This window comes from Rhizobium sp. Root483D2 (assembly GCF_001426685.1).
GTDB classification, from domain to species: domain Bacteria; phylum Pseudomonadota; class Alphaproteobacteria; order Rhizobiales; family Rhizobiaceae; genus Pararhizobium; species Pararhizobium qamdonense.
Genome location: NZ_LMFB01000005.1, coordinates 261,558 through 286,356 on the forward strand (window position 1 = coordinate 261,558; position 24,799 = coordinate 286,356).

The 24,799-nt window shown below is 60.4% G+C and carries 23 protein-coding genes; 16 read left to right on the forward strand and 7 right to left on the reverse strand.

All coding sequences use genetic code 11. From position 1 onward, the window contains the following. Window positions 1-2: 2 nt before the first annotated feature. Window positions 3-1,859: a sensor histidine kinase gene (locus ASD32_RS04695; RefSeq protein WP_156383056.1), complete on the reverse strand. Its 1,857-nt coding sequence runs from the start codon at window positions 1,857-1,859 to the stop codon at window positions 3-5. Window positions 1,860-2,098: 239 nt separating this feature from the next. Here ASD32_RS04695 and ASD32_RS04700 point away from each other — a divergent pair, with 239 nt between their 5' ends. From ASD32_RS04700 to ASD32_RS29415, 4 genes are all read left to right on the forward strand, one after another. Further along, entirely contained in the window at window positions 2,099-3,439 is a 1,341-nt protein-coding gene (locus ASD32_RS04700) for a dicarboxylate/amino acid:cation symporter (RefSeq protein ID WP_060636748.1), read from the forward strand. Between the two features lie 266 nt (window positions 3,440-3,705). Next, window positions 3,706-3,852 carry a hypothetical protein gene (locus ASD32_RS29410; protein WP_156383057.1) on the forward strand — a complete coding sequence of 49 codons (147 nt, stop codon included), beginning with the start codon at window positions 3,706-3,708 and terminating at the stop codon, window positions 3,850-3,852. Between the two features lie 248 nt (window positions 3,853-4,100). Next, entirely contained in the window at window positions 4,101-4,250 is a 150-nt protein-coding gene (locus tag ASD32_RS30230; protein WP_200953559.1) for a hypothetical protein, read from the forward strand. A 64-nt stretch (window positions 4,251-4,314) separates the two neighbouring features. After that, window positions 4,315-4,482: a hypothetical protein gene (locus ASD32_RS29415; protein ID WP_156383058.1), complete on the forward strand. Its 168-nt coding sequence runs from the start codon at window positions 4,315-4,317 to the stop codon at window positions 4,480-4,482. 46 nt (window positions 4,483-4,528) lie between these two features. Here ASD32_RS29415 and ASD32_RS04705 read toward each other — a convergent pair whose 3' ends face one another. Beyond that, window positions 4,529-5,236, reverse strand: coding sequence for a transcriptional regulator NanR (locus tag ASD32_RS04705; RefSeq protein WP_060636751.1), 708 nt, complete (start codon window positions 5,234-5,236; stop codon window positions 4,529-4,531). Between the two features lie 206 nt (window positions 5,237-5,442). Here ASD32_RS04705 and oiaX point away from each other — a divergent pair, with 206 nt between their 5' ends. Both oiaX and ASD32_RS04715 read left to right on the forward strand, forming a co-directional pair. Beyond that, complete coding sequence (gene oiaX / locus ASD32_RS04710) at window positions 5,443-6,699, forward strand: 3-oxo-isoapionate-4-phosphate decarboxylase OiaX (protein ID WP_060636927.1); 1,257 nt, start codon at window positions 5,443-5,445, stop codon at window positions 6,697-6,699. A 4-nt stretch (window positions 6,700-6,703) separates the two neighbouring features. Next, window positions 6,704-8,047, forward strand: coding sequence for a four-carbon acid sugar kinase family protein (locus ASD32_RS04715; protein ID WP_060636752.1), 1,344 nt, complete (start codon window positions 6,704-6,706; stop codon window positions 8,045-8,047). A gap of 9 nt (window positions 8,048-8,056) precedes the next feature. Here the strand turns inward: ASD32_RS04715 and ASD32_RS04720 are convergent, their stop codons facing one another. Then, window positions 8,057-9,055, reverse strand: coding sequence for an HD-GYP domain-containing protein (locus ASD32_RS04720; protein ID WP_060636754.1), 999 nt, complete (start codon window positions 9,053-9,055; stop codon window positions 8,057-8,059). Between the two features lie 405 nt (window positions 9,056-9,460). Between ASD32_RS04720 and ASD32_RS04725 the strand changes: the two genes are divergently transcribed. The 7 genes from ASD32_RS04725 (at window position 9,461) to ASD32_RS04755 (ending at window position 17,793) form a co-directional block, all read left to right on the forward strand. Beyond that, window positions 9,461-10,288 carry a phosphogluconate dehydrogenase C-terminal domain-containing protein gene (locus ASD32_RS04725; RefSeq protein ID WP_060636755.1) on the forward strand — a complete coding sequence of 276 codons (828 nt, stop codon included), beginning with the start codon at window positions 9,461-9,463 and terminating at the stop codon, window positions 10,286-10,288. 80 nt (window positions 10,289-10,368) lie between these two features. After that, window positions 10,369-11,310: a D-ribose ABC transporter substrate-binding protein gene (locus ASD32_RS04730; RefSeq protein WP_060636757.1), complete on the forward strand. Its 942-nt coding sequence runs from the start codon at window positions 10,369-10,371 to the stop codon at window positions 11,308-11,310. A gap of 74 nt (window positions 11,311-11,384) precedes the next feature. Then, entirely contained in the window at window positions 11,385-12,041 is a 657-nt protein-coding gene (locus ASD32_RS04735) for a DUF2291 family protein (RefSeq protein ID WP_060636759.1), read from the forward strand. Window position 12,042: 1 nt separating this feature from the next. Continuing rightward, window positions 12,043-13,599 carry a sugar ABC transporter ATP-binding protein gene (locus ASD32_RS04740; protein ID WP_060636761.1) on the forward strand — a complete coding sequence of 519 codons (1,557 nt, stop codon included), beginning with the start codon at window positions 12,043-12,045 and terminating at the stop codon, window positions 13,597-13,599. After that, on the forward strand, window positions 13,599-14,663 hold the full coding sequence (locus ASD32_RS04745; protein WP_060636763.1) for an ABC transporter permease: 1,065 nt from the start codon (window positions 13,599-13,601) through the stop codon (window positions 14,661-14,663). The genes ASD32_RS04740 and ASD32_RS04745 overlap by 1 nt, the downstream gene beginning before the upstream one ends. A 236-nt stretch (window positions 14,664-14,899) precedes the next feature. Beyond that, window positions 14,900-15,934, forward strand: coding sequence for a Gfo/Idh/MocA family oxidoreductase (locus ASD32_RS04750; RefSeq protein WP_060636765.1), 1,035 nt, complete (start codon window positions 14,900-14,902; stop codon window positions 15,932-15,934). Then, on the forward strand, window positions 15,931-17,793 hold the full coding sequence (locus tag ASD32_RS04755) for a hypothetical protein (RefSeq protein WP_060636766.1): 1,863 nt from the start codon (window positions 15,931-15,933) through the stop codon (window positions 17,791-17,793). Before ASD32_RS04750 ends, ASD32_RS04755 begins: the two co-directional genes overlap by 4 nt. A gap of 61 nt (window positions 17,794-17,854) precedes the next feature. Here the strand turns inward: ASD32_RS04755 and ASD32_RS04760 are convergent, their stop codons facing one another. The 4 genes from ASD32_RS04760 to ASD32_RS04775 form a co-directional block, all read right to left on the reverse strand. Continuing rightward, on the reverse strand, window positions 17,855-18,646 hold the full coding sequence (locus ASD32_RS04760; RefSeq protein WP_060636768.1) for a 3-methyl-2-oxobutanoate hydroxymethyltransferase: 792 nt from the start codon (window positions 18,644-18,646) through the stop codon (window positions 17,855-17,857). Between the two features lie 71 nt (window positions 18,647-18,717). Next, on the reverse strand, window positions 18,718-19,956 hold the full coding sequence (locus tag ASD32_RS04765; RefSeq protein WP_060636770.1) for an FAD-dependent oxidoreductase: 1,239 nt from the start codon (window positions 19,954-19,956) through the stop codon (window positions 18,718-18,720). Between the two features lie 10 nt (window positions 19,957-19,966). After that, window positions 19,967-20,281 carry a MocE family 2Fe-2S type ferredoxin gene (locus ASD32_RS04770; RefSeq protein ID WP_060636929.1) on the reverse strand — a complete coding sequence of 105 codons (315 nt, stop codon included), beginning with the start codon at window positions 20,279-20,281 and terminating at the stop codon, window positions 19,967-19,969. Between the two features lie 36 nt (window positions 20,282-20,317). Continuing rightward, window positions 20,318-21,403, reverse strand: a complete 1,086-nt coding sequence (locus tag ASD32_RS04775; RefSeq protein WP_060636772.1) for a fatty acid desaturase family protein — start codon at window positions 21,401-21,403, stop codon at window positions 20,318-20,320. A gap of 141 nt (window positions 21,404-21,544) precedes the next feature. Between ASD32_RS04775 and ASD32_RS04780 the strand changes: the two genes are divergently transcribed. The 3 genes from ASD32_RS04780 (at window position 21,545) to ASD32_RS04790 (ending at window position 24,768) form a co-directional block, all read left to right on the forward strand. Further along, complete coding sequence (locus tag ASD32_RS04780; protein WP_060636774.1) at window positions 21,545-22,576, forward strand: LacI family DNA-binding transcriptional regulator; 1,032 nt, start codon at window positions 21,545-21,547, stop codon at window positions 22,574-22,576. Between the two features lie 213 nt (window positions 22,577-22,789). Then, window positions 22,790-23,602, forward strand: coding sequence for a TIM barrel protein (locus ASD32_RS04785; protein ID WP_060636776.1), 813 nt, complete (start codon window positions 22,790-22,792; stop codon window positions 23,600-23,602). Window positions 23,603-23,838: 236 nt separating this feature from the next. Continuing rightward, the gene (locus ASD32_RS04790; protein ID WP_060636779.1) at window positions 23,839-24,768 is read left to right on the forward strand and encodes a sugar ABC transporter substrate-binding protein; all 930 of its coding nucleotides are present in this window, start codon (window positions 23,839-23,841) and stop codon (window positions 24,766-24,768) included. The last annotated feature ends 31 nt before the right edge of the window (window positions 24,769-24,799 follow it).

A 24,799-nucleotide genomic window follows, 5' to 3' on the forward strand; every position in this document is an offset into this window, starting at 1 on the left:
CGCTATGCCTTCTTCAGATGAACTGTGAAACTGGTTCCGGCATCACTGCTGGACACATCGATCCGGCCGCCGTAATCGGCCACGATGTCTTTTGAAATGACCAGGCCAAGGCCAAGCCCGCTCTCCTTGCTGGTATTGAACGGCGTGAACAGGCTTTGCAGGATATCCGGCGCGATACCCGGGCCATTGTCGGACACCGTGACGCCGACCGCCTCGCCGGTGACCTCGAACCGCACCTCTACCCGGCCGTCCGTCTTTTTATCGCCAATTGCTTCGAACGCGTTTTGCAGAAGGTTGATCAGCACCTGTTCCAGGCGGATGCGCATACCCATTACCAGAAGATCGGGGGGCGGCAGCGCGATATCCAGCGTCTCCATGCGTCCGGCAAAACGGCTGCGAAGCAATTGCACGGCGCCTTCGATCACCAGCCTGAGCGAAGTGGGTTCGGCGTCGCGGCGGCCCTTGCGCGAGAGTGCTCGCAATTCGTCGGTGATCACGCCGATGCGCTCCGTCAGCGCGGCGATATTTCCAAGGTTGTCTGCAGCAGACGCACCCTGCCCGCGCTCCAGGAATACACGCGCATTGTCGGCATAGGCGCGGATGGTGGCGACCGGCTGGTTGATTTCATGGGCGACGCCTGCCGCCACCTGGCCAAGGATGGCAAGCCTGTTTGCCTGGACGAGGTCCTGCTGCACCGCCTGCAGGGTCTGCTCCGTATTGCGATGGTCGGTGATCTCCATCTGCAGGCGGTCGCGCGCCTGGCTCAGATCTGCCGTTCTCTCCAGGACACGCCGCTCCAGTTCCTCACGCGCCCGAAGTGCCTCGGAGATGCGCAAGGATGCGACGTGCCGCCGCCGGAGCAACAGCGCGCCAGCGGCCAGAACAGGAAGCAGCCCAAGCAAAGCCAGCAGGCGCCCTTCGCGCGTCGCCGCATCAAAGGACGGGGCGGTCTCGACCAGATGCTGCAGGGTCCAGGGCGTTGTCGGTACCGGCGTCTTCAGATCGAGGAATTCGGTGGCTCCGGTGCTTCCCGGCATCACCACCTCGACAAGGTTGCCGCCATCCAGGTCCCCGGCCTGCCGGAACGGCAGCGGGCGCAGCGGCGCCTCGCCGAACTGCAGGCTCTCGCGGATGGCCACAAGTGCGTTTGCCGGGATTTCTCCAATGGTCATGAACCGCCAGGACGGGATGCTGGTGATCAAAACGATCCCACGGCGATCCGTGACATAGGTTGGTTTCTGCGATGCCGCCCAGGCCGCCTCCACCGGATCGAATTCCAGCTTGACGACGACGACACCCAGCGGCCCGCTTGCACCATCGACCCGTTGCGAAATGTAAAGACCGGGCTTCTTGCTGACGCTGCCAAGGGCGAAATGCTCCGCCTTGCCGCTGCTTATCGCTTTTTGGTAGTATTCACGAAACCGGTAGTCATTGCCGACAAAACTGTCCGGCTCGCGCCAATTGCTGGCGGCAACCGCCACACCATGCCTGCCGATCACATAGATGACGGCGGCCTGGGTGCCGGTGGCCAGACCTTCGAGCTTGTGGTTCAATTGATCCAGCGCCGCACGGTCTTGTGTCACCAGGGCGTCGCCAAGGGCGGTGTCCTGTGCAAGCACCAGCGGAAGCGCTCGCTGTTTCTCAAGGACTGCCCGTAGCAGCGCGGCATTGAGATCGGCGTCCGTGCGCGCCTGCGCTTCCAGCGATACCGTCGCCAGCCTGCGCGCCACCTCACCGGTGACCCACAGGACGAGGATCGCCAGCACAGCCGAAAACACGCCGTAAAGCACCCAGGCGCGCTGCACGCGGCGGGCGGATTCCTGAGCTCGAAGGGGGCCTGACACCGGGAAAAAATTCATGGCTAATTTGTGCATAAATTCGCACAAAATACAACGGGAGACGTGCTGATAACCGCACAAAAGATTGTGTTTAGGGCAACGCCTTATAAATTTTATCTATATTAATCAACAATTTAAATGGAATATCCGAAACTGGCACGGCACTTGCGAAGATACCCGGATAACGGCACGCCCGTTCAACAATCAGTCACAGGCCCGGGAGGCCGGAATTCGTTCCGGGCGGGTCAAAGGAGGATATCATGATCTCTGTTCCAGCAGACGCAGCCCCGACACCTGCAGTCAAAACTCCCTTTTACCGGCATCTGTACATTCAGGTTCTGGCTGCCATCGCAGCCGGCATTCTTCTCGGCCATTTTTATCCCGAGATCGGCGCACAGCTAAAGCCGCTTGGCGATGCCTTCATCAAGCTCGTCAAGATGATCATCGCCCCCGTCATCTTCCTGACCGTGGCAACCGGCATTGCTGGCATGAGCGATCTGCAGAAGGTCGGCCGGGTCGCCGGAAAGGCGATGCTGTACTTCCTGACATTTTCAACGCTCGCCCTCGTCATTGGCTTGATCGTCGCCAATGTCGTGCAGCCGGGTGCAGGCATGCATATCGATCCCGCGTCGCTCGATCCGGCCGCCGTCGCCAACTATGCCGCAAAGGCACATGAGCAGACGATCACCGGCTTCCTCAGCAACATCATCCCGACCACGATCGTCGGCGCCTTTGCCGATGGCGATATCCTGCAGGTGCTGTTCTTCTCGGTGCTGTTCGGCCTCGCTCTGGCCATGGTCGGCGAAAAGGGCCAGCCGGTCGTCAATTTTCTCAATGCGCTGACCGCTCCGGTCTTCAAGCTCGTCGCCATCCTGATGAAGGCAGCACCGATCGGCGCCTTTGGCGCCATGGCCTTCACCATCGGCAAATACGGCGTCGGCTCGATCGCCAATCTCGCCATGCTGATCGGGACTTTCTATATCACGTCACTGCTGTTCGTTTTCATCGTCCTTGGTGCGGTTGCCCGCTACAACGGCTTTTCGATCATCGCCCTGCTGCGCTACATCAAGGAGGAACTGCTTCTGGTTCTCGGCACGTCCTCTTCGGAAGCCGCACTGCCGGGCCTGATGGACAAGATGGAAAAGGCCGGCTGCAAGCGCTCGGTCGTCGGCCTGGTCATTCCGACGGGATACTCCTTCAATCTTGACGGAACCAATATCTACATGACGCTGGCCGCCCTGTTCATCGCGCAGGCAACCGATATCCAGCTGTCCTTTGCCGATCAGATCCTGCTGCTGCTCGTCGCGATGTTAAGCTCGAAGGGTGCTGCGGGGATCACCGGCGCCGGCTTCATCACGCTGGCGGCCACGCTCTCGGTCGTGCCTGCCGTTCCCGTCGCCGGCATGGCGCTCATCCTCGGCATCGACCGCTTCATGTCGGAATGCCGGGCACTGACCAATCTCGTCGGCAATGCCGTCGCAACCGTCGTGGTTGCCCGCTGGGAAAACGAGCTGGACAAAGATCAACTGGCAAAGGCGCTGCAGGGAAACCAGGGACAAGCCCAAGCACCGGCCATCGGCAACCTGCAACCCGCCGAATAAAGCCTATCATAGTGTGAAAATCGACATGCGGTCCGTGTCTCACGGGCCGCATTTGCTTGTGCGCAGGTCTGCGCCGTCTCGACCAGCCTTCGCCAACCGCGCTGATGCGCAACAGAGACACCGGCTGCATTTTCTCTCCCGGCCTCGCTGCCTTAACCCTGCATTTACCATGATGAGCGTCACTGGTGGACAGGAGTTCCTGCGCCGCACAATCGCCCCATCCCGGCGATCAAAGCGTTGAAGTTGCTCGCGAAGGAATTGAGACCATGAAAACGGACAAAGGAATTACGCTCGCCGTCATCGTCGTCACGATCGTTGCGATGTTCACGTTGAATTTCGCGATGACCCGTTATGGCACGCCAGCCATGGCCGACGGCGTCTCTGGCGAAATCACGTCGTCTATACCGAAATAATCCGGCCCCGAGGACTGCGGCCGCCCGCTGAGCGCCTTTACGCAGACAGCGTCCGGGAACTTTCTGTCCCTCAGCAGTGTTTCTCCCGTGAGGAGAAATGCGATGGACGAAAATAGTCTGCCCCCTGACACGATAATCTTCCGAACCCACGCTTTGATGCCGGATGCGTGGCATCTACGCGTTGTTTCCGCTCACGGCGGCGGCGCTCCGTCGCGCATCTCTCGAATCAATCCTTCCGGTGATCAGTCATGACGGCGCGAAACGTTTTGCTCATACTGCTCACGGCATTCTTCCTCACCGCACTCCTCCTGATCCACAACGCCTTTTACCGGCCCGTCCCGACCAGTTCCATCGAGCCGCCTGCCAAGACCAACGGCGAAATACGCTCCTACAGTTAAGCCGCGTTGCTCAGTTGGAACTTAGAGGGTTGCGGCAGCGTTTTGTGTCTTGAGGAGACACACAATGATCAGCGTAACGTGGATCTTAGCACTGGTGGCTGCGCTTGCAGTCTTTGGCATTGCCATTGGCTACGGCGTTTTCAGTCAAAGGCGGTTCAACTCGAAAATGAACCCGACACAGCAGGACCGAATCGACGAAATGTCCTGGCGTGAAAACTTGCTTGATCAGTAGCGGCTGCCAACAGGTCATTTGATCAAATTTTGCGTGGCGCCAACGCTCATTTTGCGGCGTAGAGCGACCGCGACCGTTCCAGATGCTTTAGCACCGCCTGTTCTGCCGCATCCGGATCGCCAGCTTTTAGACAGATGATAATTTCCTCGTGCTCGGCCAGGGTGAACTTTTCCTTGCCGGTCCAGATCAGCATTTCCGTGTGATATTCCTTCAGCCAGGCCAGCATCGCGTCGCTGACGGCGACATAGATCGGGTTGCGCGAAATCCGGGCAATGCGTGTGTGAAATTCCATATCAGCGGCAATGAAGGCTTCGGCGTCGCCAAGCGATGCCCGCTGCTTGTCGAGAATGTCGCTGAGATCGGCAATATCTTTGGAATCGCCTTTGATCGCCGCCTCGCGCGCCATGCCGCGCTCGAAGAAAATGCGGGCGCTTTTCAGATGCTCCAGCGTATCCGACGACTTGGCGAGCATCATCTTTGCGGTCATATCCATCTGGCGGAAGATCGATTGTGCGGTCAGTTCCAGCACCTTGGCGCGCTCGCCATGCGAAATCGCCACCAGCCCCATGCCGGCCAGCGCCTGCATCGCCTCGCGGATTGCCGGCCGGCCGACGCCGAAGCGCTCCATCAACTCGCGCTCGGATGGCATCTCGTCGCCGGGCTGCAACTCGCCTGACGTGATCATCGTCTTCAAACGCGCGAAAACTTCGTCAGACAGTTTGCGGCGGACGATCTGTTCGGTGTGCTGGCCCATAATGTCTCGCTGGTTACCCTTTGCCATCCTTATGCACCGCTCCCACGGCGAAAGAAATGCGCCCATCCGTTTGTGAGAGCACAGTCCACATTGATGATGGGGGATGCAAGCTCCCTCTTGCTTAATTGATATACTCATTATACCAGTTGCGAAAAACACGCCAGCCGGAACCGGCTGGGTTTGCCGTAGCGGGAGGCTTTTGCACGATCATGATCGTCGTCACCTACAGAATTGAAACATCCGGAAGCATCGAGGCGATGGCGGAAAAGATCGCCAGCGATCAATCGACCGGCACCTTCGTGCCCGTTCCCGGCGAAACGCCAGAGCTGAAGGCGCGCGTTGCCGCCCGCGTTCTCGCCATCCGCCCGCTTGCCGATGCGGAATATCCGAGCTGGCCGGAGGCTGCAGCCGGTCATGGCCCGATCCGCCGCGCCGATGCCGATATCGCCTTTCCGCTCGATGCTGTCGGCACCGATCTCTCAGCCCTGATGACCATTGCGGTCGGCGGTATCTTTTCAATCCGCGGCATGACCGGCCTGCGTGTCGTCGATCTGAAACTGCCTCAGGACTATCAGTCGGCCTATCCCGGCCCGCAATTTGGCCTGCCCGGCAGCCGCAGGCTCACCGGCGTTTATGACCGGCCGATCATCGGCACCATCGTCAAGCCGGCGCTTGGCCTGCGTCCGCATGAAACCGCCGGACTTGTCGGGGAATTGATCGGCTCCGGCGTCGATTTCATCAAGGACGACGAAAAGCTGATGAGCCCGGCCTATTCGCCGCTCAGCGAGCGCGTGGCCGCGATCATGCCGAAAATTCTCGACCACGAGCAAAAGACCGGCAAGAAGGTCATGTATGCCTTCGGCATCTCGGCGACCGATCCCGACGAGATGATGCGCAACCACGATCTCGTTTTGGAAGCTGGCGGCAATTGCGCCGTCATCAATATCAACTCGATCGGCATGGGCGGTATGGCCTTCCTGCGCAAGCGCTCCGGCCTGGTGCTGCACGCCCACCGCAACGGTTGGGACGTGCTCACCCGGCACCCCGGCATCGGCTTCGATTTCAAGGTCTGGCAGCAGTTCTGGCGGCTTCTGGGCGTCGATCAATTCCAGATCAACGGCATCGGCGTCAAATACTGGGAGCCGGACGATAGTTTCGTCGAGAGCTTCAAGGCGGTGACGACGCCGCTGTTTGATGCGTCCGATTGCGCGCTGCCGGTTGCCGGTTCCGGCCAATGGGGCGGACAGGCGCCGGAAACCTATCGCCGCACCGGCCGCACCACCGACCTGCTCTATCTCTGCGGCGGCGGCATCGTCAGCCATCCCGGCGGTCCGGCGGCCGGCGTGCGCGCCGTGCAACAGGCCTGGCAAGCAGCCGTCGCCGATATTCCGCTTGAGACCTACGCCAAGGACCACCCGGAACTTGCCGCCTCCATCCAGAAATTCGGTAGCGCAAGCGAGTGATATCATGACCGCAAAGACAAACCCGCTGATCTCCTATTACGGCGACGACCTGACAGGCTCGACCGATGTCATGGAAGCGCTGGCCTCCAATGGTGTCGATACCGTTCTGTTCATGGATGTGCCGGATGACGCGCTCAAGCAGCGGTTTGACCAGTGCCGGGCGATCGGCCTTGCCGGCACCAGCCGCAGCGAAACGCCGGACTGGATGGACGGGCACCTGACACCCGCGTTTCAATGGTTGAAGAGCCTTGAAGCCGATATCTGCCATTACAAAGTCTGCTCGACCTTCGATTCCAGCCCGCAGGTCGGCAATATCGGCAAGGCGATCGAAATCGGCAAGGCGATGTTCGGCCAGCCCTATGTGCCCGTTCTCGTCGGCGCGCCGCAACTGAAGCGCTACACCGCCTTCGGCCATCTCTTTGCAGCCTATCAGGGCGAGGTCTACCGGATCGACCGCCACCCCGTCATGAGCCGCCATCCGGTGACGCCGATGGCGGAGGCGGATCTGCGTCTGCACCTGAGCGCGCAGACGGCGCTGAAGACCGGATTGGCCGATCTTTCCATGCTGGCCGCTGCGGATGCGGATGAGAGAGTTGAGACCCTCTGCCGGGATTTCGACGGCATGATCCTGTTTGATGTTGATAGCCCCGAAAGCCAGTCCCATGCCGGACGCCAGCTCTGGCGCCTGCGGCGGGAGGGCGGCTGGTTCGTTACCGGTTCGTCCGGCGTCGAATATGCGCTGCTGACCGCCTGGGATAAAGATGGTTTGACACAGGGCAGGAAGACCTTTCCCTTGCCCGGCAAGGCAGACCGTATCGCCGTCGTTTCTGGCAGCGTCTCCCCCACCACCGAACGGCAGATCCGCCACGCCACGCAAAACGGGTTTACCGGCATCAATCTCGATCCTCTGGAACTGCTCGGCGAAAACGGCAATGCCGCGCTCGAACGGGCGATTGCCAGCGGCCTCGAAAGCCTCAAGCGCGGCGAAAGCGTCATTCTCAACACGGCGCTTGGTCCATCCGCCGATCGCGGCGGCGATATCGACCGCGTTCCCGGCAGCCGCCATCGCCTCGGCCGCATGCTCGGAACGATCCTGCGCCGCCTTGTCGAAGAACAGCATTTGACCCGAGCCGTCATTGCCGGCGGCGATACATCAAGCCATGCATTGAGGGAGTTGCATGTCCAGGCGCTGACGACGCTTTTGCCTTTGCCGCAGACGCCGGGATCACCGCTCTGCACGGCGCACGGCACCTATGCCGCCACCAACGGACTTCAGATTGCGTTGAAGGGTGGCCAGGTCGGATCGGACGGTTATTTCGCACAGATCAGGGATGGCCTTCAAGGCTAGGCTTAGACGCTATTGAAGCGTGCGGACGCTGCTGCGGCGCTCGCCGGGCGGCGCCGGTGAAAAGGATGCACGCAGACTGGCATTGAATTGCGCTAGGAGGTGCCGGTCGAAATGGCCATCCGATTTCAGCATCATGCGCAGCGTCTCGGCGGGCGTCCATGCCCGCTTGTAGGACCGCGCCGAGGTCATCGCATCATAGACGTCGCAGATGGCCGCAATGCGTGCCGGCATGCTGATCTGCTTGTCGGCAAGCCCGAACGGATAACCTTTGCCGTCGATCCGCTCGTGGTGATGAAGGCAGACGTCGAGGACAATCTCCGGCATGTCGCCCTGGCGTGACAGCAATTCGTAACCACGCGCCGGATGCGTGCGGATCTCCGCCATCTCGTCATCGGTGAGCGCGCCCTTCTTCGACAGAAGCGCGTCGGGCATGACCATCTTGCCGATATCATGCAACAGGCCGCTGACGCCCAGAATGCGAACGGTCTGCTCGTCGAATTTGAGAAACCGGGCGAAATGCACCATCAATGCGCTGACGGCGACCGAATGCAAAAACGTATACTCGTCCTTGGTTTTAAGCCGCGTTATGCCGATCAGCGCCGCCGGATTGCTTTCCATGGATTTGGCGATCTGCTCGACAACACGGTCGGCCGGCTCGAATGCCGCCGCGCCGTTTTGCCGGACACCGGAAAACAATGTGTCGAGCAGCGGCCTTGTCTGTTCGATCGTCTGCAGTGCTTGCTTGATTTCGGTCTCGGTAAAGGCGCGCGAAAGATTGGGCTGCGCGCTGTCCTTGGCTGCGGTCTGCACCGTGCCTGCTCCGACATCGATGCCTCGGCGGGTATCGATGACAAGGCTGATAATATTGCTTGCCCGCACTTTTGCGGCGGCGGCTTCGTCTTTCAAAAGAAAGCTGCGGACCGGCGTTGCTTCATCGCGCAAGGGATCTTCGATGTCGGTGATATACATTCCCGCACGAACCTGATGCCTTTTGATGCGCTTGAGCATTCCTACCGTTCTTTTCCAATCATGAGGATAATGCAACGGGATCTTCACCGTATATCGCGCGCTTCACAGTAGAACTCTCCTCAGAAAGGCCTGTGGCACGTGAAAAATCAAGTGTTCGGTGAAAACGTTCTCCTCCTAACGAATATCTCATCTTCGATCTTCGCCTGCAACCATTTAATCGCGGTTAATATAGCCGGATAAAAGAGTAATAAGGCAATCCAATCAAAAGACTATCTTCGATTGCTAAAGCGATGAGACGCCTTCTTCCGATTGCCGATATGCGCCGGCGGCGGAACACAAAGCAATTACCCGATCAGAAAAATCACCTCACTAGGTGACATACTCATTGACTCATCATACCAGTTATCTTACACCATCGCAAAACAAACGCGCAGGTGAGGAAACATGACTTCGATCGCACTCTTCGGTGCTGGCGGCAAAATGGGCTACCGGCTTGCCAAGAACCTCAAGGGCTCACGCTTCGACGTGCGCCATGTCGAGCTGAGCGACGCCGGCAAGGCACGCCTGCAGGACGACCTCGGCCTCTCCTGCGTCGATGCCGACACCGCCCTTTCCGGCGCTGAAGTCGTTGTGCTCGCCGTACCGGACACAGCCATCGGCAAGGTTGCCGCCGGTATTGTCGATAAGCTCGCCTCTGGCACCATCGTCATCGTCCTCGATGCCGCCGCACCTGCCGCCGGCCATTTGCCGAAGCGTGACGATCTGACCTATTTCGTCACCCATCCCTGCCACCCTCCGATCTTCAACGACGAGACCGATCCGGCCGCCAAGCGCGACTTCTTCGGCGGTGTCGCGGCCAAGCAGCATATCGTTTCAGCCCTGATGCAGGGCCCGGAAGAGCATTTTGCGCTGGGCGAAGAAGTGGCCAAGGTCATCTGGGCGCCCGTCATGCGCTCGCACCGCGTCACCGTCGAGCAGATTGCGCTTCTGGAGCCAGGCCTCTCGGAGACCGTATGCGCCTCGCTCCTGGTCGTCATGCGCCAGGCCATGGACGAATGCGTTGCCCGCGGCGTGCCGAAGGAAGCTGCCCGCGACTTCCTGCTCGGGCACATGAACGTGCTCGGCGCCGTCATTTTTGAAGAGACGCCGGGCGTCTTTTCCGATGCCTGCAACAAGGCCATCGAATTCGGCATTCCCGTCCTGATGAAGGACGACTGGAAAAAAGTCTTCGAACCCGAGGAGATCGCCGAAAGCATCCGGCGCATCACCTGATCGACAAGGAGCAAACGCTCCGCACATCGACGGCTCCGCCGGGAACGGAGCCGTAACCTATATCAACCGGGAGGAACCACATGAAACTGACACGCAGACTGACGCTTGCCGCCTTTGCCGGCGCCCTTTCTCTGGGCGTTGCCATGCCGGCATTTGCCGCCGATCTCATCGCCATCATCACGCCCTCGCACGACAACCCGTTCTTCAAGGCGGAAGCCGTCGGCGCGGAAGCAAAGGCCAAGGAACTTGGCTACGAGACGCTCATTCTCGTTCACGATGACGACGCCAACAAGCAGAGCCAGCTGATCGACACCGCCATCGGCCGTGGCGCCAAGGCTATCATCCTCGACAATGCAGGCTCGGAAGCCTCGATCGCCGCTGTCCAGAAAGCCAAGGACGCAGGCGTTCCCTCCTTCCTGATCGACCGCGAAATCAACGCCACCGGCGTTGCCGTCTCGCAGATCGTTTCCAACAACTACCAGGGCGCACAGCTCGGCGCGGAAGAATTCGTCAAGCTGATGGGCGAGAAGGGCAACTATGTCGAACTGCTTGGCCGCGAAGCCGATCTGAACGCCGGCATCCGCTCCAAGGGCTATCACGACATCATCGACGAATATCCGGACCTGAAGATGGTTGCGCAGCAGTCGGCCAACTGGAGCCAAACGGAAGGCTATTCCAAGATGGAAACCATCCTGCAGGCCAACCCGGATATCAAGGGCGTCATTTCCGGTAACGACACGATGGCCATGGGCGCAATCGCAGCCCTTCAGGCTGCCGGCCGCAAGGACGTCATCGTCGTCGGCTTCGACGGCTCCAACGACGTGCGCGATTCGATCACCTCGGGCGGTATCAAGGCGACTGTCCTGCAGCCGGCTTATGCGCAGGCACAGATGGCCGTCGAGCAGGCTGACGCTTACATCAAGACCGGCAAGGGTCCGGCGGAAGAAAAGCAGCTGATGGATTGCGTGCTGATCAACGCCGACAATGCCAGCAAGCTCGAAACCTTCGCGCTCAAGGACTAATCCTCCAAAAGGATGCGCACAGGGCGGATGTACTCTGCCCTGTGCGTTTTTTGCCATCTGACGGAGTGACATTCATGCCGCATTTCCGGCCCGCCGCCTCAATCCCGCTTTGCCTTGCGCTGGCCGCCCTTGTGGCGCTGAGTGGCTGCAAGATCATCAAGACACCGACGGCGGAAGAGGCTGCGGAGGCTGCAAGCGGCGGCTTTAATCCCGCCCGTCAGGTTGCTGGAATTTGGGACAGCAAGGTCATCCCGTTCCTAGAGACGCGCGCCGGCCCGTACCAGGACGTCTCTGCGCTCGCCAAATCCGATCTTGATGCCGCAGCCGCAAAATATGGCCATAAGGAAAAAGAGGGCAGCGCGCCCTGGACCTTTGCCGCGAAAGTCTCCGGCACGATCATCAAGGCCGAAACGACGTCGCGCGCCGGCTATCTCGACACCGATGTCGATGGCGACGGCAAGGCCGATGTCCGCATCCAGATCGGCCCGGTCATCCGGGGTACGGCGATCCGCGACAGCCTTGATTTCGTCAATTTCAACGAATTCAAGAACCAGATCCAATGGGCCGAATTCGGCAAGGCTTTCAACACCCATGTCAATGGCTTGACGCTTGAGAAGCTGCCGCGCGACGGCCTCGAAGGAAAGAAGGTCGAGGCGCTCGGCGCCTATCCGCTGCCCTCCTCCGGCCAGCCGGCGCTGCTGACCCCCGCCACCATCACGATCGGCGGCTGACATGGCAGCCGAACCCCACGATACGATCCTGAAGCTTGACGATGTGACCAAGGTCTATTCCGGCATCGTCGCCGTCAAGCATGCGAGCCTCGAGCTCAAGCGCGGCGCGGTCAATGTGCTCGTCGGCGAAAACGGCGCCGGAAAATCGACGCTGATGCGCATGATCGCCGGCGTCGAGAAACCGTCGCTCGGACGCATCCTGCTCGAAGGCCAGGAGGTCGAGTTCAACTCGCCCGCCGACGCCCAGAAACACGGCATCGGCATGGTGTTCCAGGAACTCAACCTGTTCGGCAATCTCTCGGTTGCCGAGAACATTTTCGCCACCCGCGAAATCACCCGCGGCATTCGCGGCATCGACCACAAGGCCCAGGTTCAAAAGGCCAACCAGTTTCTCGACAAGCTCGATGCCGGGATCAGCGCCGAAACGATGGTCGAGGATCTGCCGATCGGCCAGCAGCAGCTGGTCGAAATTGCCAAGGCGATCTCGCTCGATACCCGCATCCTCATTCTCGATGAGCCGACATCGGCGCTGTCTGCCGCCGAGGTCGATATCCTCTTCAAGGTCATCGGAGAGCTAAAGGCGCAGGGCGTCGCCATCGTCTATATCTCGCACCGGCTGGAAGAGCTGATGCGCATTGGCGATTACATCACCGTTCTGCGCGACGGCCAGATCACCGGCCAGGCCATGGTCCGCGACATCGACACCAAATGGATCGTGCGTTCGATGATCGGCTCGGATGCCAAGGACTTTGCCAAGTCCCTCGATCACACACTGGGGGCTGAGGCCTTTCGCGCTGAAGATATCTGCCTGCCGCGCAAGACCGGCGGCTTTGCCGTCGATCACCTGTCGATCTCGGTTCGCGCCGGCGAGGTCTTGGGCATCTATGGACTTATGGGTGCCGGGCGCAGCGAATTCTTCGAATGCGTCATCGGCCAGCATGCGCATTCGACCGGCAAGATTTTCGTGGGCGGCGAAGAGATTGTGGCAAAGGACACCTCCACCCGCATCCGCAAGGGTCTGGCTCTCATTCCGGAAGACCGTCAGCGCGAAGGGCTCGTGCAGGTCCTATCGATCGCCGCGAACCTGACCTTGGCGAGCCTCGAAAAATTCGTGAAATTCGGCTTTCACATTTCCGGCGAGCGCGAGAATGCGGCCGTCAAGGAGCAGGTCCGCAATCTCTCGATCAAGGCGCCGAACCCGGATTTCGACGTCACCTCCATGTCCGGCGGTAACCAGCAGAAGGTCGTTATCGGCAAGGCGCTGATGACCAGTCCGAAGGTTCTGCTGATGGACGAGCCGAGCCGCGGCATCGATGTCGGCGCCAAGGCGGACGTCTTCCGCACCATGCGCAAGCTCGCCGGCGAAGGTCTCGCCATCCTGTTCTCCACCTCCGATCTCGAAGAGGTCATGGCGCTCTCCGACCGGATCGCCGTCATGAGCAACGGCAAGGTGACGACGATCCTTGACCGGGCCGATGCCACCGAAGAACTCATCGTCAAGGCTGCGTCCGAGGGACACAAATCGGCCGGCCACACATCGACAAGGGAAATTGCGTGATGACGACTGCAACCTCGACCGAAAAAGTCCCTGCGGCCGATACCGGCTCCATCCTCCTGACGCTGATGAAGGCGAGAACCTTCATCGCGCTGTTTGCCGTCATCGCCTTCTTTTCGATTTTCGCGCCGAACTTCCTGTCGACGGCCAATATCATCCTGATGTCGAAGCATGTGGCGCTCAACGCCTTTCTCGCCATGGGCATGACCTTCGTCATCATCACCGGCGGCATCGACCTTTCGGTCGGCTCGATCGTCGGTCTCTGCGGCATGGTGGCCGGCGGCCTGATCCTCAACGGCATCGATCTGCAGATCGGCTACACGATGTATTTCAACGTCGTCGAAGTCTGCCTGATCACGCTTGTCGTCGGCATTCTCATCGGCGCGGTCAATGGCCTGCTGATCACGAAGCTCAACGTCGCGCCCTTCATCGCGACGCTCGGCACGCTGTATGTCGCCCGTGGTTTCGCGCTGCTCTCGTCCGACGGCCAGACTTTTCCGAACCTGATCGGCAAGCCTGAACTGGCAACGACCGGCTTTGGCTTTCTCGGCTCCGGCCGTATCATCGGCCTGCCGGTGTCGATCTGGATCCTCATCGTCGTGGCGCTTGCTGCTGCCTATGTCGCCAAATATGTGCCGATCGGCCGCCAGATCTTCGCGGTCGGGGGTAACGAGCGCGCCGCCCGCATGTCCGGCATCCGCGTCGATCGCGTCAAGATGTTCGTCTACATGTTTTCCGGCTTCTGCGCCGCGATCGTCGGCATCGTCATCTCCTCCGAGCTGATGGCCTCGCATCCGGCAACCGGCAATTCCTTCGAGCTCAACGCCATTGCCGCAGCCGTTCTCGGCGGCACCTCGATGTCGGGCGGCCGCGGCACGATCGGAGGCACGATCATCGGCGCCTTCGTGATCGGCATCCTGTCCGACGGCCTGGTGATGATGGGCGTGTCCTCCTTCTGGCAGATGGTCATCAAGGGTATCGTCATCATCGTCGCGGTGGTGGTAGACCAGGCACAGAGACGGCTGCAGCAGCAGGTGACGCTGATGCAGCTGGCGAAGAAGGGTTAAAGGTATCTCCACTCCAGGCGGCTTCCCTCTTCTCCCCTGCGGGGAGAAGGTGGCCCGCAGGGCCGGATGAGGGGGCGGCTGGCTCGGAATGCGCTGACACACCCCCTCATCGCCTCGCATCCGCTCGGCACTTCTCCCCGATGGGGAGAAGGGGAAACCACCGCCAGCGGCCATACATACATGTAATCGCCCAATCCGCACACGAATGAGGGTTTTGAGTCTTGAAGGATCACGATATGCCAGACCTCAAGGGCGCCCTGATCGGCTGCGGCTTTTTCGCCGTCAACCAGATGCATGGCTGGAGCGACGTCTATGGTGCCGACATCGTTGCCATCTGCGACCGTGATCCGCAGCGCTTGAAGATTGTCGGCGACCAGTTCGGCATTGCGCGCCGCTATACAGATGCCGGCCAGATGTTTGCCGAAGGCGGATTCGATTTCGTCGATATCGCCACGACCGTGAACAGCCACCGTGCGCTGGTCGAGATGGCGGCAGCCCACAAGGTGCCGGCAATCTGCCAGAAACCGTTTGCGCCGACACTTGGCGACGCCAAGGCGATGGTTGAAGCCTGCACGGCGGCCGGCATTCCGCTGATGATCCATGAAAACTTTCGCTGGCAGACGCCGATCCAGGCTGTGCGCAAGGTCTTGGACGCGGGCGCGATCGGAACGCCCTTCTGGGGCCGTTTTTCCTTCCGCTCCGGCTATGATGTCTTTTCCGGCCAGCCTTACCTTGCAGAGGGCAAGCGCTTCATCATCGAGGATCTCGGCATCCACACACTGGATATCGCCCGCTATATCCTGGGCGACGTGACGTCTCTGACGGCCCGCACCAAGCGCGTCAACCCGAAGATCAACGGCGAGGATGTCGCCACCATCCTGCTCGATCACGAAAACGGCGCGACCTCCATCGTCGATGTCAGCTATGCGACGAAGCAGTCGGTCGAACCCTTCCCGGAAACGCTGATCGAAATCGACGGGACCGAGGGCTCGATCCGCCTGTCGCAAGGCTACGAATTGCAGGTGACCAATGCGCAAGGCACGGTCAATACCGACGTCGCGCCCACGCTTCTCTCCTGGGCTTCGCGCCCCTGGCACAATATCCAGGAAAGCGTGTTCGCCATCCAGCAGCATTGGGCCGACAGCCTGAAGGCGGGAGCGGAAACCTCCACGTCCGGCACGGACAACCTGAAGACCTTTGCGCTTGTCGAGGCCGCCTACGAAAGTGCAGCCTCCAAAGCCACGATCGACATCGGAAGCCTGTTGAAATGAAAGATGCAGAAACCGCGTTCAAGCTTTACGGAACCAGGCAGGCCGAGCCTGCGCCCCGTTTGCTAAGAGCCGGAAAACTGACGGCGCAACTGGCGGGCGGCAATCTGCGCGCAATCCGCTATGATGGCGTCGAGGTGCTGCGCGCCATCTCCTACCTGGTGCGCGACCGCGACTGGGGCACCTATGATCCCACAGTATCAAACCTTGCCGTCACCGAGACGGAGGCGGGGTTCAGCGTCGCCTATAGCGCCCGTTGCCATGGTCCGTATGGCAGCCTTCTCGATATATCCGCCGCGATCGAAGGCACAGCGGACGGAAGGCTGATTTTCAAGGGCTTGGCGCAATCGGAGACCGGCTTTGAGACCAATCGCTGCGGTTTTTGCATTCTCCATCCCATCGTCGGCATCGCGGGCACGCCGGTGACCGTCGAGCATGTCGATGGCGCCATCGAAGACACAAAGCTTCCTGACCTGATCGAGCCGTGGCAGCCGTTCAAGGACATGCGCTCCATCACGCACACCGCCCTTGCCGGCGTCAGCGCCGAATGCCGCATGGAAGGCGACACGTTCGAAATGGAGGACCAGCGCAACTGGTCGGATGCGTCCTACAAGACCTATGTCCGCCCGCTCGCCCTGCCCTGGCCCTATATGATCCCGGCAAACGGACCGGTCTCCCAGCAGATCACCCTGACGATCACCGACAGCCGAACCGCGTCCGACGTTGCCGCCGCCGCCGCCGAAAATCATGGCATCGTCCATCTTACGCCTGGTACAGCCACCGGCATCATGCCTGCGATCGGCCTGTTGATCACGCCTGAGGAAGCGAAAGACAGCCTTGCCGCGCTTCAGCAACCGGATGCGCTGAACGTTCAGGAGCTGCTTTTCCATTTCGACCCGGCAGCCGGTCACGGCCCGTCAGCCTTTACAGATTTCGCCGCGATTTCAGCAATTCACACCGGCACCACGACGCTCGAAATCGCCGTCCCCTGCCAAAGGGCGCTGGGCGAGGAATTGCAGGAAATCTCTGCCTGGATGCGGGACGCGGGTTTCGGCCCTGACGCCATCATGGTCTGCCCCTCGGTTGACCGGCAATCGACACCGCCCGGCAGCGCATGGCCGGACTGCCCGCCGCTTGCGGACGTTTACGCGGCGGCCCTGAACGCGTTTCCCGGCATCCGCCTCGGCGGCGGCATGCTGTCCTATTTTACCGAACTCAACCGCAAGCGCGTGCCGGGCGAAAACCTCGCCTTCATCAGCCATTGCACCAACCCGATCGTCCATGCCGCCGACGATATCAGCGTGATGCAGACGCTCGAGGCCCTGCCCTTCATCACGAAATCCGTCCGCGCCATCTATGGCGGCAAACCCTACCGGATCGGCCCCTCTACCATCCCCATGCGCCAGAACCCCTATGGCAGCCGCACGATGGACAATCCGGATGGTGGCCGCATACCTATGGCCAACCGGGAGCCGCGCCATAACGGCCAATTCGCCGCAGCCTTTGCCGCAGGCTATGTCACCTCAGTCCTGGATGCCGGTCTCGAAACCCTGACCTTGTGCGCACTCACCGGCCCGTTCGGACTTTATGCCGGCAAGCATGAGCCGGTCGAAGACGGCGGCAAACGCCCGCTCTTCGCCGTCGTCAAAGGGCTTTCGGACATTGCCGGAAATTCCTGGCAGGCGGTCACGTCCTCCGCGCCGGACAAGGTCTTGGCATTTACGGTGGAGACAGCGGACGGCCGTCTTGCCTGGATCGCCAATCTCACGGCGCAGGAACAGTCGATCGACACCACGAAACTCGGCTTGAGTTCCCAACCGGTGCAGCTTGCTCCGTTTGAAGCGTACTGCCTCTCCGTTTGAACAACAAAAAAGCAAAAGGACGGCGGCACGCAGCAGTGAGGTGCGGTGAGGCGGCAACTGCTTACGCCAGCGACTGCAGGAATGCTTCCAGCTCCGCAGGCTCGATGCCGACCAGATGCGATTTGGCGGGATAGGCGCCGGATTTGACATCGGCCACAAATTCGCCGAATGCGGCAATGCGCTCCTGTTGCAGCCGGTCATATTCGACGGCGAAGTTCCGATAGATCTTGGCGTGGCGCGGAACATGGCCTTTGGTGGCGCCGAGCACATCGTCTGCAAACAGATATTGCGCGTCACAGCCTGTGCCCGCTCCCATGGACAGCATCAGCATGGAGGTGCGTTCGCTGATCGCGGCTGCGACTTCGCCCGGAACGACCTCGATCTCGGCGGCAAATGCGCCGGCGTCTTCGAGCGCTCTTGTCTGCCGCCAGATTTCAAGTGCGCTGACCGACGTCTTGCCGACCGCGCGGAAACCGCCGGTCCAGGTGGCTTTTGAGGGAATGAGCCCGACATGGCCGCAAACCGGGATGCCTTCTTCGCGCATACGGCGGACGGTCGAGAGACCGGCGGCGCAATAGACCGCATCACCACCTGCTTTCAAGGCCTGGAAAGCAGCACGGATATACTCGTCCGCCGTGACAAGATCGCCATATTCGAGGCCGGGAAAGGCAAAGACGGAGGGTGCCGCCTCGCGGAAGGCCGGGCTCAGAAGCGATGGCGGCACGGACACGAGATCGACCCCTGCCCGTTCGGCGGCCTCCGCCTCCTCCAGTGTCTCGACGCGCAGCATGCTCAGCTGACGTTTTCCCTTCATCGACAGAAGGTCGGCGACGGTTGGCCGGTGATGTCTCATGGCATAATTCTCCGTTGCCGCGAGCGGCGAAGGAGCCGCTGCGGTTGGTTCGCTGTTTGGTCCTGCGGCCTTCAGGCCGCCAGCAGCGTCTTCAGCTTGGTGTCCGGCGCGGCGAGGGCTGACGGATCGGGGTGGATGCCGGCCGCAATCATCATTTCGGCCAGGCGGATATCGCGGGCAACTGTGTTGCCGGGACCGATACCGCTGGCGGCGATCAACCGGCCCCCGGCATCGAGATGGAAGAGAATGAAGGCGCCTTCAGCCATATCACGGCGGACGGTCTGGGCCGCACCGTCGGCGAGACCGGCAATCTGGAGCGTCAGTTCGTATTGATCCGACCAGAACCAGGGAATGGCGCTGATCGTCTCTTCCGCGCCTAAGAGATTGGCGGCGGCAAGCTGGCCCTGGTCCTGGGCATTGCGCCAAGCTTCCAGCCGCAGGCGGCGATTGCCATAATGCGACAGGGGAAAGGAGCAGCAGTCGCCTGCGGCAAAGATGTCCGGCACGGATGTTCGCAAACAGGCGTCAACAGCGATGCCGTTGTCGATTGCAAGTCCGGCATCGCGGGCAAGCTCGATATTCGGGATGGCACCGATGCCGACGACGATCAGGTCTGCAGCAATCGTGCTGTCATCCTCCAAAAGGATTGTCGCACCCTCCCGGTTTTCTTCAAGGCCCCGGATCTTGACGCCGCAGAGGATTTCGACGCCCTCGGCCTCGTGCCGCTCGGCGACCACGGCGGCCAGTTCTTCCGGTACGCCACGGCTGAGGATGCGGGGCAGGCCCTCGACCAGCGTGACGCGCGCGCCGAGCTTGCGCGCGGTTGCCGCCAGTTCAAGACCGATGAACCCGCCGCCGATGATGGCAAGATGCGTACCCGGCTGCAGGGCAGCACGGATGGCAACGGCGTCACCATGGGTTCGCAATGTCCGAATGCGTGTGCCGGACGCTGCGGCGACTGGATTTTGGCCCGGAAACGGGCGTGGGCGGGCACCTGTCGTCAAAAGCAGCTGGTCATAGGCGAGATTGCGGCCATCGGACAAGCGTACCGTTTTCCCAAGCGGCTCGATGTTTTCCGCGCTGATCCCGCTCAGGACTGTAATGCCTGCCTCCAGATAACGGGCGGCATCGGAGACCAGCTTGGGCGCATGGCCGAGCAGCAGCGCATCCTTCGAGAGCGGCGGGCGCTCATAGGGCAGATGTTCCTCGGCGCCGACAAGGGTGATCTCTCCACGAAAACCTTTTTCGCGCAGGCAAAAAGCCGCACGCGCGCCGCATTCCCCTGCCCCGATGATGAGGATATGCGTCATGATCGCCCCCTCAGCCCAGTGAAATGAAGACGCTGCCATCCTCGACCTTGACCGGGTAGGTCTTGAGATCGACGCAGACTGGAGCTCCCTTGGCCTCTCCCGTCATATAGCTGAAGCGGCCATTGTGCTTTGGACATTCGATGATGTCGTCCATGACAAGCCCGTCGGCAAGATGGATTTTTTCATGGGTGCAGAGCCCATCGGTCGCAAAGAACCGGTCGTCGGGGCTGCGGTACACCGCAAAGGTTTTTCCCTCGTGATCGAAGCGGATGACATCCTCTTCATCGATATCGTCCGTTGCGCAGACTTCCACCCAGTTGCTCATCGTTTCCTCCATTCGGTTCAGTTCTTTGATACCGCTCTATTCGGCGGCGATTGGCTCGGCGTGAAATTCCTCGCGGTACGGCTTGGCCGTCGGCGGCAGCGCGCGCTTGAGAAAATAGTCCTCGTTTCTCAGCTGGCGCAGGAAGGCCGGGATCATCTCACGGTAGCCGTCGAGCATCGACCTGTTCGGGGCGGGCAGATCATGCTTGATCATCTCATGCAGCTGCGGCAGCGCATGATAGGGCACCATCGGGAACATATGATGTTCGACATGATAGTTCATGTTCCAGTACACGAACCGGCTGAACGGGTTCATGTAGACGCTGCGGCTATTCAGGCGGTGATCGATGACGTTGTCGGCAAGGCCGCCATGCTGCAAAAGCCCGGTCAGGACATGATGCCAGGCCCCATAGAGCCGCGGCAGCCCGACCAGCATCAGCGGCAGGATGGAGCCGAGGTAAATTGCGAGCACCAGCGTTGCGGCATAGATCAGCATCCAGATGCGGGCGACACGGATCACGCGCGGCTGTTCCTGCTCGGGGATAAAGGTTTTTTCGGCCGGACTGATGATCCCGGCGGCATTGCGGACCATGTCGATCATCGCATAGCCCGCATCCAGCAGGCCGAAGACATTGAGGATCAGCCTGAGCAGGTCCGGCGGGCGCATCACGGCGATTTCCGGATCGCGGCCGACGATGACCGTATCGGTGTGGTGCCGGGTGTGGCTCCAGCGCCAGGTCACCGGATTGCGCATGATCATGAAACAGGCGATCTGATAGACCGCATCATTCATCCAGCGCGTCTTGAAGGCCGTGCCGTGACCGCATTCATGCCAGCGCGAATCCGATGCCGAGCCATACATGACGCCGTAGATCAGGAAGAACGGCACGCACCACAAGGTGCCCCAGAAATAGATCCCAAGTGCGCCGGTAACCACCATGCTGCCGAGCCATATCGCCGTATCGCGGATAGCGGGGCCATCCTCGCGCTTCATCAGCTCTTTCATCTGCTTGCGCGGAATATCGGTGTGATACCATTCGGCGGCAGCAAGTCCGCTGTCGACGGCAGCCTGGGCATCGCGGCCGAGCAGGCTATAGTCGCGTTTCGTGGCAACCTTGTCCATTCACATCCTCCCGCCGTCCGGTCTTGGCTTGTGCAATCAGGATAGGTTGACTTTGACTGCAGCTCAATGCAGCCTTGATGTAATCTATCAAAACACATCATATCTCTCATGAGAAAATGATGGTTTACCTCAGGAGAACCGATGAGCGGACGCCCGACCATTACCGATCTCGCCAATGCCGCAGGCGTGAGCGTCGCCACCGTCGATCGCGTTCTGAACGGCCGCCACAAGGTTCGGGAGGAAACCGCTCGGCGGGTTTACGATGCGGCCAAGGAGATCGGCTACCATGCCGTCAGCCTGTTGCGTCAGCGGGTCTTCGAGGATCTGCCACAATATCGACTGGGCTTCATCCTGCAAAAGCCGAACCAATATTTCTACCAGTCGATGACCAGGGAGATCGAAGCTGCGGCCCTGTCGGCGCCCGGCGTCCGCATCATTCCCCAGATCGACTATAATACGAGTGCGACACCGACGGCATTGACGGAAAAACTCAAGGCGGTGGCCGCCCGCAACCAGGCGGTGGCGCTTGTTTGCCCGGATTATCCGGCCGTGACGGCGGCGGTGGAAGACTTGCGGGAAAAGGGAATTCCCGTTTTCTCGCTTCTCTCCGATTTCGCCGCCGGCGTGCGTGAAGGCTATGTCGGGCTGAACAACCGCACGGTCGGGCGCACCGCCGCCTGGATGATCGCCAAGGCGGCGCGAAAGCCGGGCAAGGTCGCGACTTTCATCGGCAGCCACCGTTTTCACGGCCATGAACTGCGCGAGATTGGTTTCCGGTCTTATTTTCGCGAGAACGCGCCAGACTTCGAGGTACTGGATACGCTGGTCAATCTGGACACTGCCGAGATTACCCATGAGGCAACAGTCAATCTTCTGCAGCGTCATCCCGATCTCATCGGCTTCTATGTCTGCGGCGGCGGCATGGAGGGTGCGATCACGGCGCTGGCGGAAGAGAAGCGTGCCGGAAAGCTGCTGGTTGTCGTCAACGAACTGACGCCGGAATCGCGCGCGGCGCTGGCCGATGATCTGGTGACCATGGCGATATCAACACCCGCCGCCCCGATCGCCCGCGAACTGATCGGCCAGATGGTCGCCGCGATCGATCGCGGCATCGGCGGCGTTCCCGGTCAGACATTCTTGCCGTTCGATATTTTCACGCCGGAAAATATTTGACCGGCACAGCGCGGGAAATGATGGAATTCCCTCAGGACGTTTCCTCATTCTGTCACGAATGACAGGGAAATGGCGTCTTCCTCTTTGACTGTTCCGCAATAAGCTGCTGATCCTCCAGCCTTAGGGAGAGAGATTTGCATTCGGACCGCACGCGTGAAAAGCGTGCCGCCCGGCCCTCCCTGGCCCGTTCATTTCGCAGGAGGAACAGCAACCATGACCACTCTTTCATTCGCACTCAATCACATGACGGCTCCGGCATTATCGCCGGATGCGTTTTTTGGTCTAGCGGCATCGCTCGGCATTGACGCTGTCGAGATTCGCAATGATCTCGATGGCAACGCCATCATCGACGGGACGCCGCCCAGCGAGATCAAGGCCCTGGCCGAAAAGCACGGGCTGACGATCATCTCGATCAATGCCTTGCAACGCTTCAATGAGTGGAACGAGACCCGCGCCCGTGAAGCGCAGGAACTCATAACCTATGCGCGCGACTGTGGCGCCAAGGCGCTGGTTCTCGTGCCGGTGAACGACGGTAGCGGCCAGGCCGATGGCGAGCGCCAGGAAAACCTGCGCCAGGCGCTGACCGCGCTGAAGCCGATGCTGGAAGATGCAGGCATTACCGGTCTCGTCGAGCCGCTCGGGTTCGAAATCTGCTCGCTGCGATCCAAAACCGAGGCCGTTGAGGCCATTCGCGCCGTTTCGGGGGAGAATCGGTTCAAAATCGTGCATGACACGTTCCATCATCATCTGGCAGGAGAAGAAAAATTCCATCCTGAAATGACCGGGCTGGTGCATATCTCCGGTGTCGCCGATCCGGATGTCACCGTGAGCGCGATGCGCGATCCACACCGCATCCTCGTTGATTCAACCGATCGGCTGGATAATGTCGGCCAGATCCGGAAACTGCGGGAAAACGGCTATGCGGGACCGTTCTCGTTCGAGCCTTTCTCACCGGACGTCCATCAATCCACCGACATCCAGACAGAAATCCGGGAGAGTATGAACTTCCTTGCCGCCAAGGCGTAGGAGAACGGACGTTCGCGCTGACGTTTTTGCAGGAATGCCGGATGGAACGCCCTTGACGATCCAATCATAAAATGGAATATGTATTCCGTATTAACAAACTATCGGTTTGTTTATTCTGTTTTGATGCAGAGCCGCCCGGGAGAGGCGGCATACGGGAATTGGGCGCCGCCGGGAATGGGGCGCCTCCGGCTTGTGGAGGGTGGTCGCCGGTCACCGTTTTGTGGAGGAACTACATCATGAAGAAAATGATTATGAGCGCAGCCCTGGCTGTGATGATGTCGACGGCGGCCCATGCCGAAACGGTCGGCGTCTCGATGGCGCTGTTCGACGACAACTTCCTGACCGTCTTGCGCAACGGCATGCAGGATTATGCCAAGACGCTCGATGGCGTCACGCTGCAGGTCGAAGATGCGCAGAACGACGTTGCCAAGCAGCAGAGCCAGATCCAGAACTTCATTGCCGCCGGCGTCGATGCCATCGTCGTCAACCCGGTCGATACCGATGCCACTGCCGCTATGTCGAAGATTGCGGCCGATGCCGGCATTCCTCTGGTTTATGTCAATCGCGAGCCGATCAACATCGACACGCTCCCGGAAAAGCAGGCTTTCGTCGCATCCAACGAAGCCGAATCCGGCACGCTTCAGACCCAGGAAGTCTGCAAGCTGCTCGGTGGCAAGGGCAAGGCCGTCGTCATGATGGGCGAGCTTTCCAACCAGGCCGCCCGCATGCGCACCAAGGATGTGCACGACGTTCTGGCAACCGACGCCTGCAAGGGCATCACCATCGTTGAAGAGCAGACGGCCAACTGGTCGCGGACCCAGGGTGCCGACCTGATGACCAACTGGCTTTCGGCTGGTCTGGAATTCGACGCCGTCATCGCCAACAATGACGAAATGGCGATTGGCGCCATTCAGGCACTGAAGGCCTCCGGCCGTCCGATGGACAAGGTCGTGATCGGCGGCGTTGATGCGACGCAGGATGCCCTTGCTGCCATGGGAGCAGGTGACCTCGACGTGACGGTGTTCCAGAACGCTGCCGGTCAGGGCAAGGGTGCGCTGGACGCAGCCTTGAAATTTGCCCGCGGCGAAACGGTCGAAAAGAAGGTTTATATTCCTTTCGAACTGGTGACCCCTGCCAACCTCAAGGACTATCAGGCCAAGAACTGAGCCTGATCACCGGGGCGCCCACAGGCGCCCC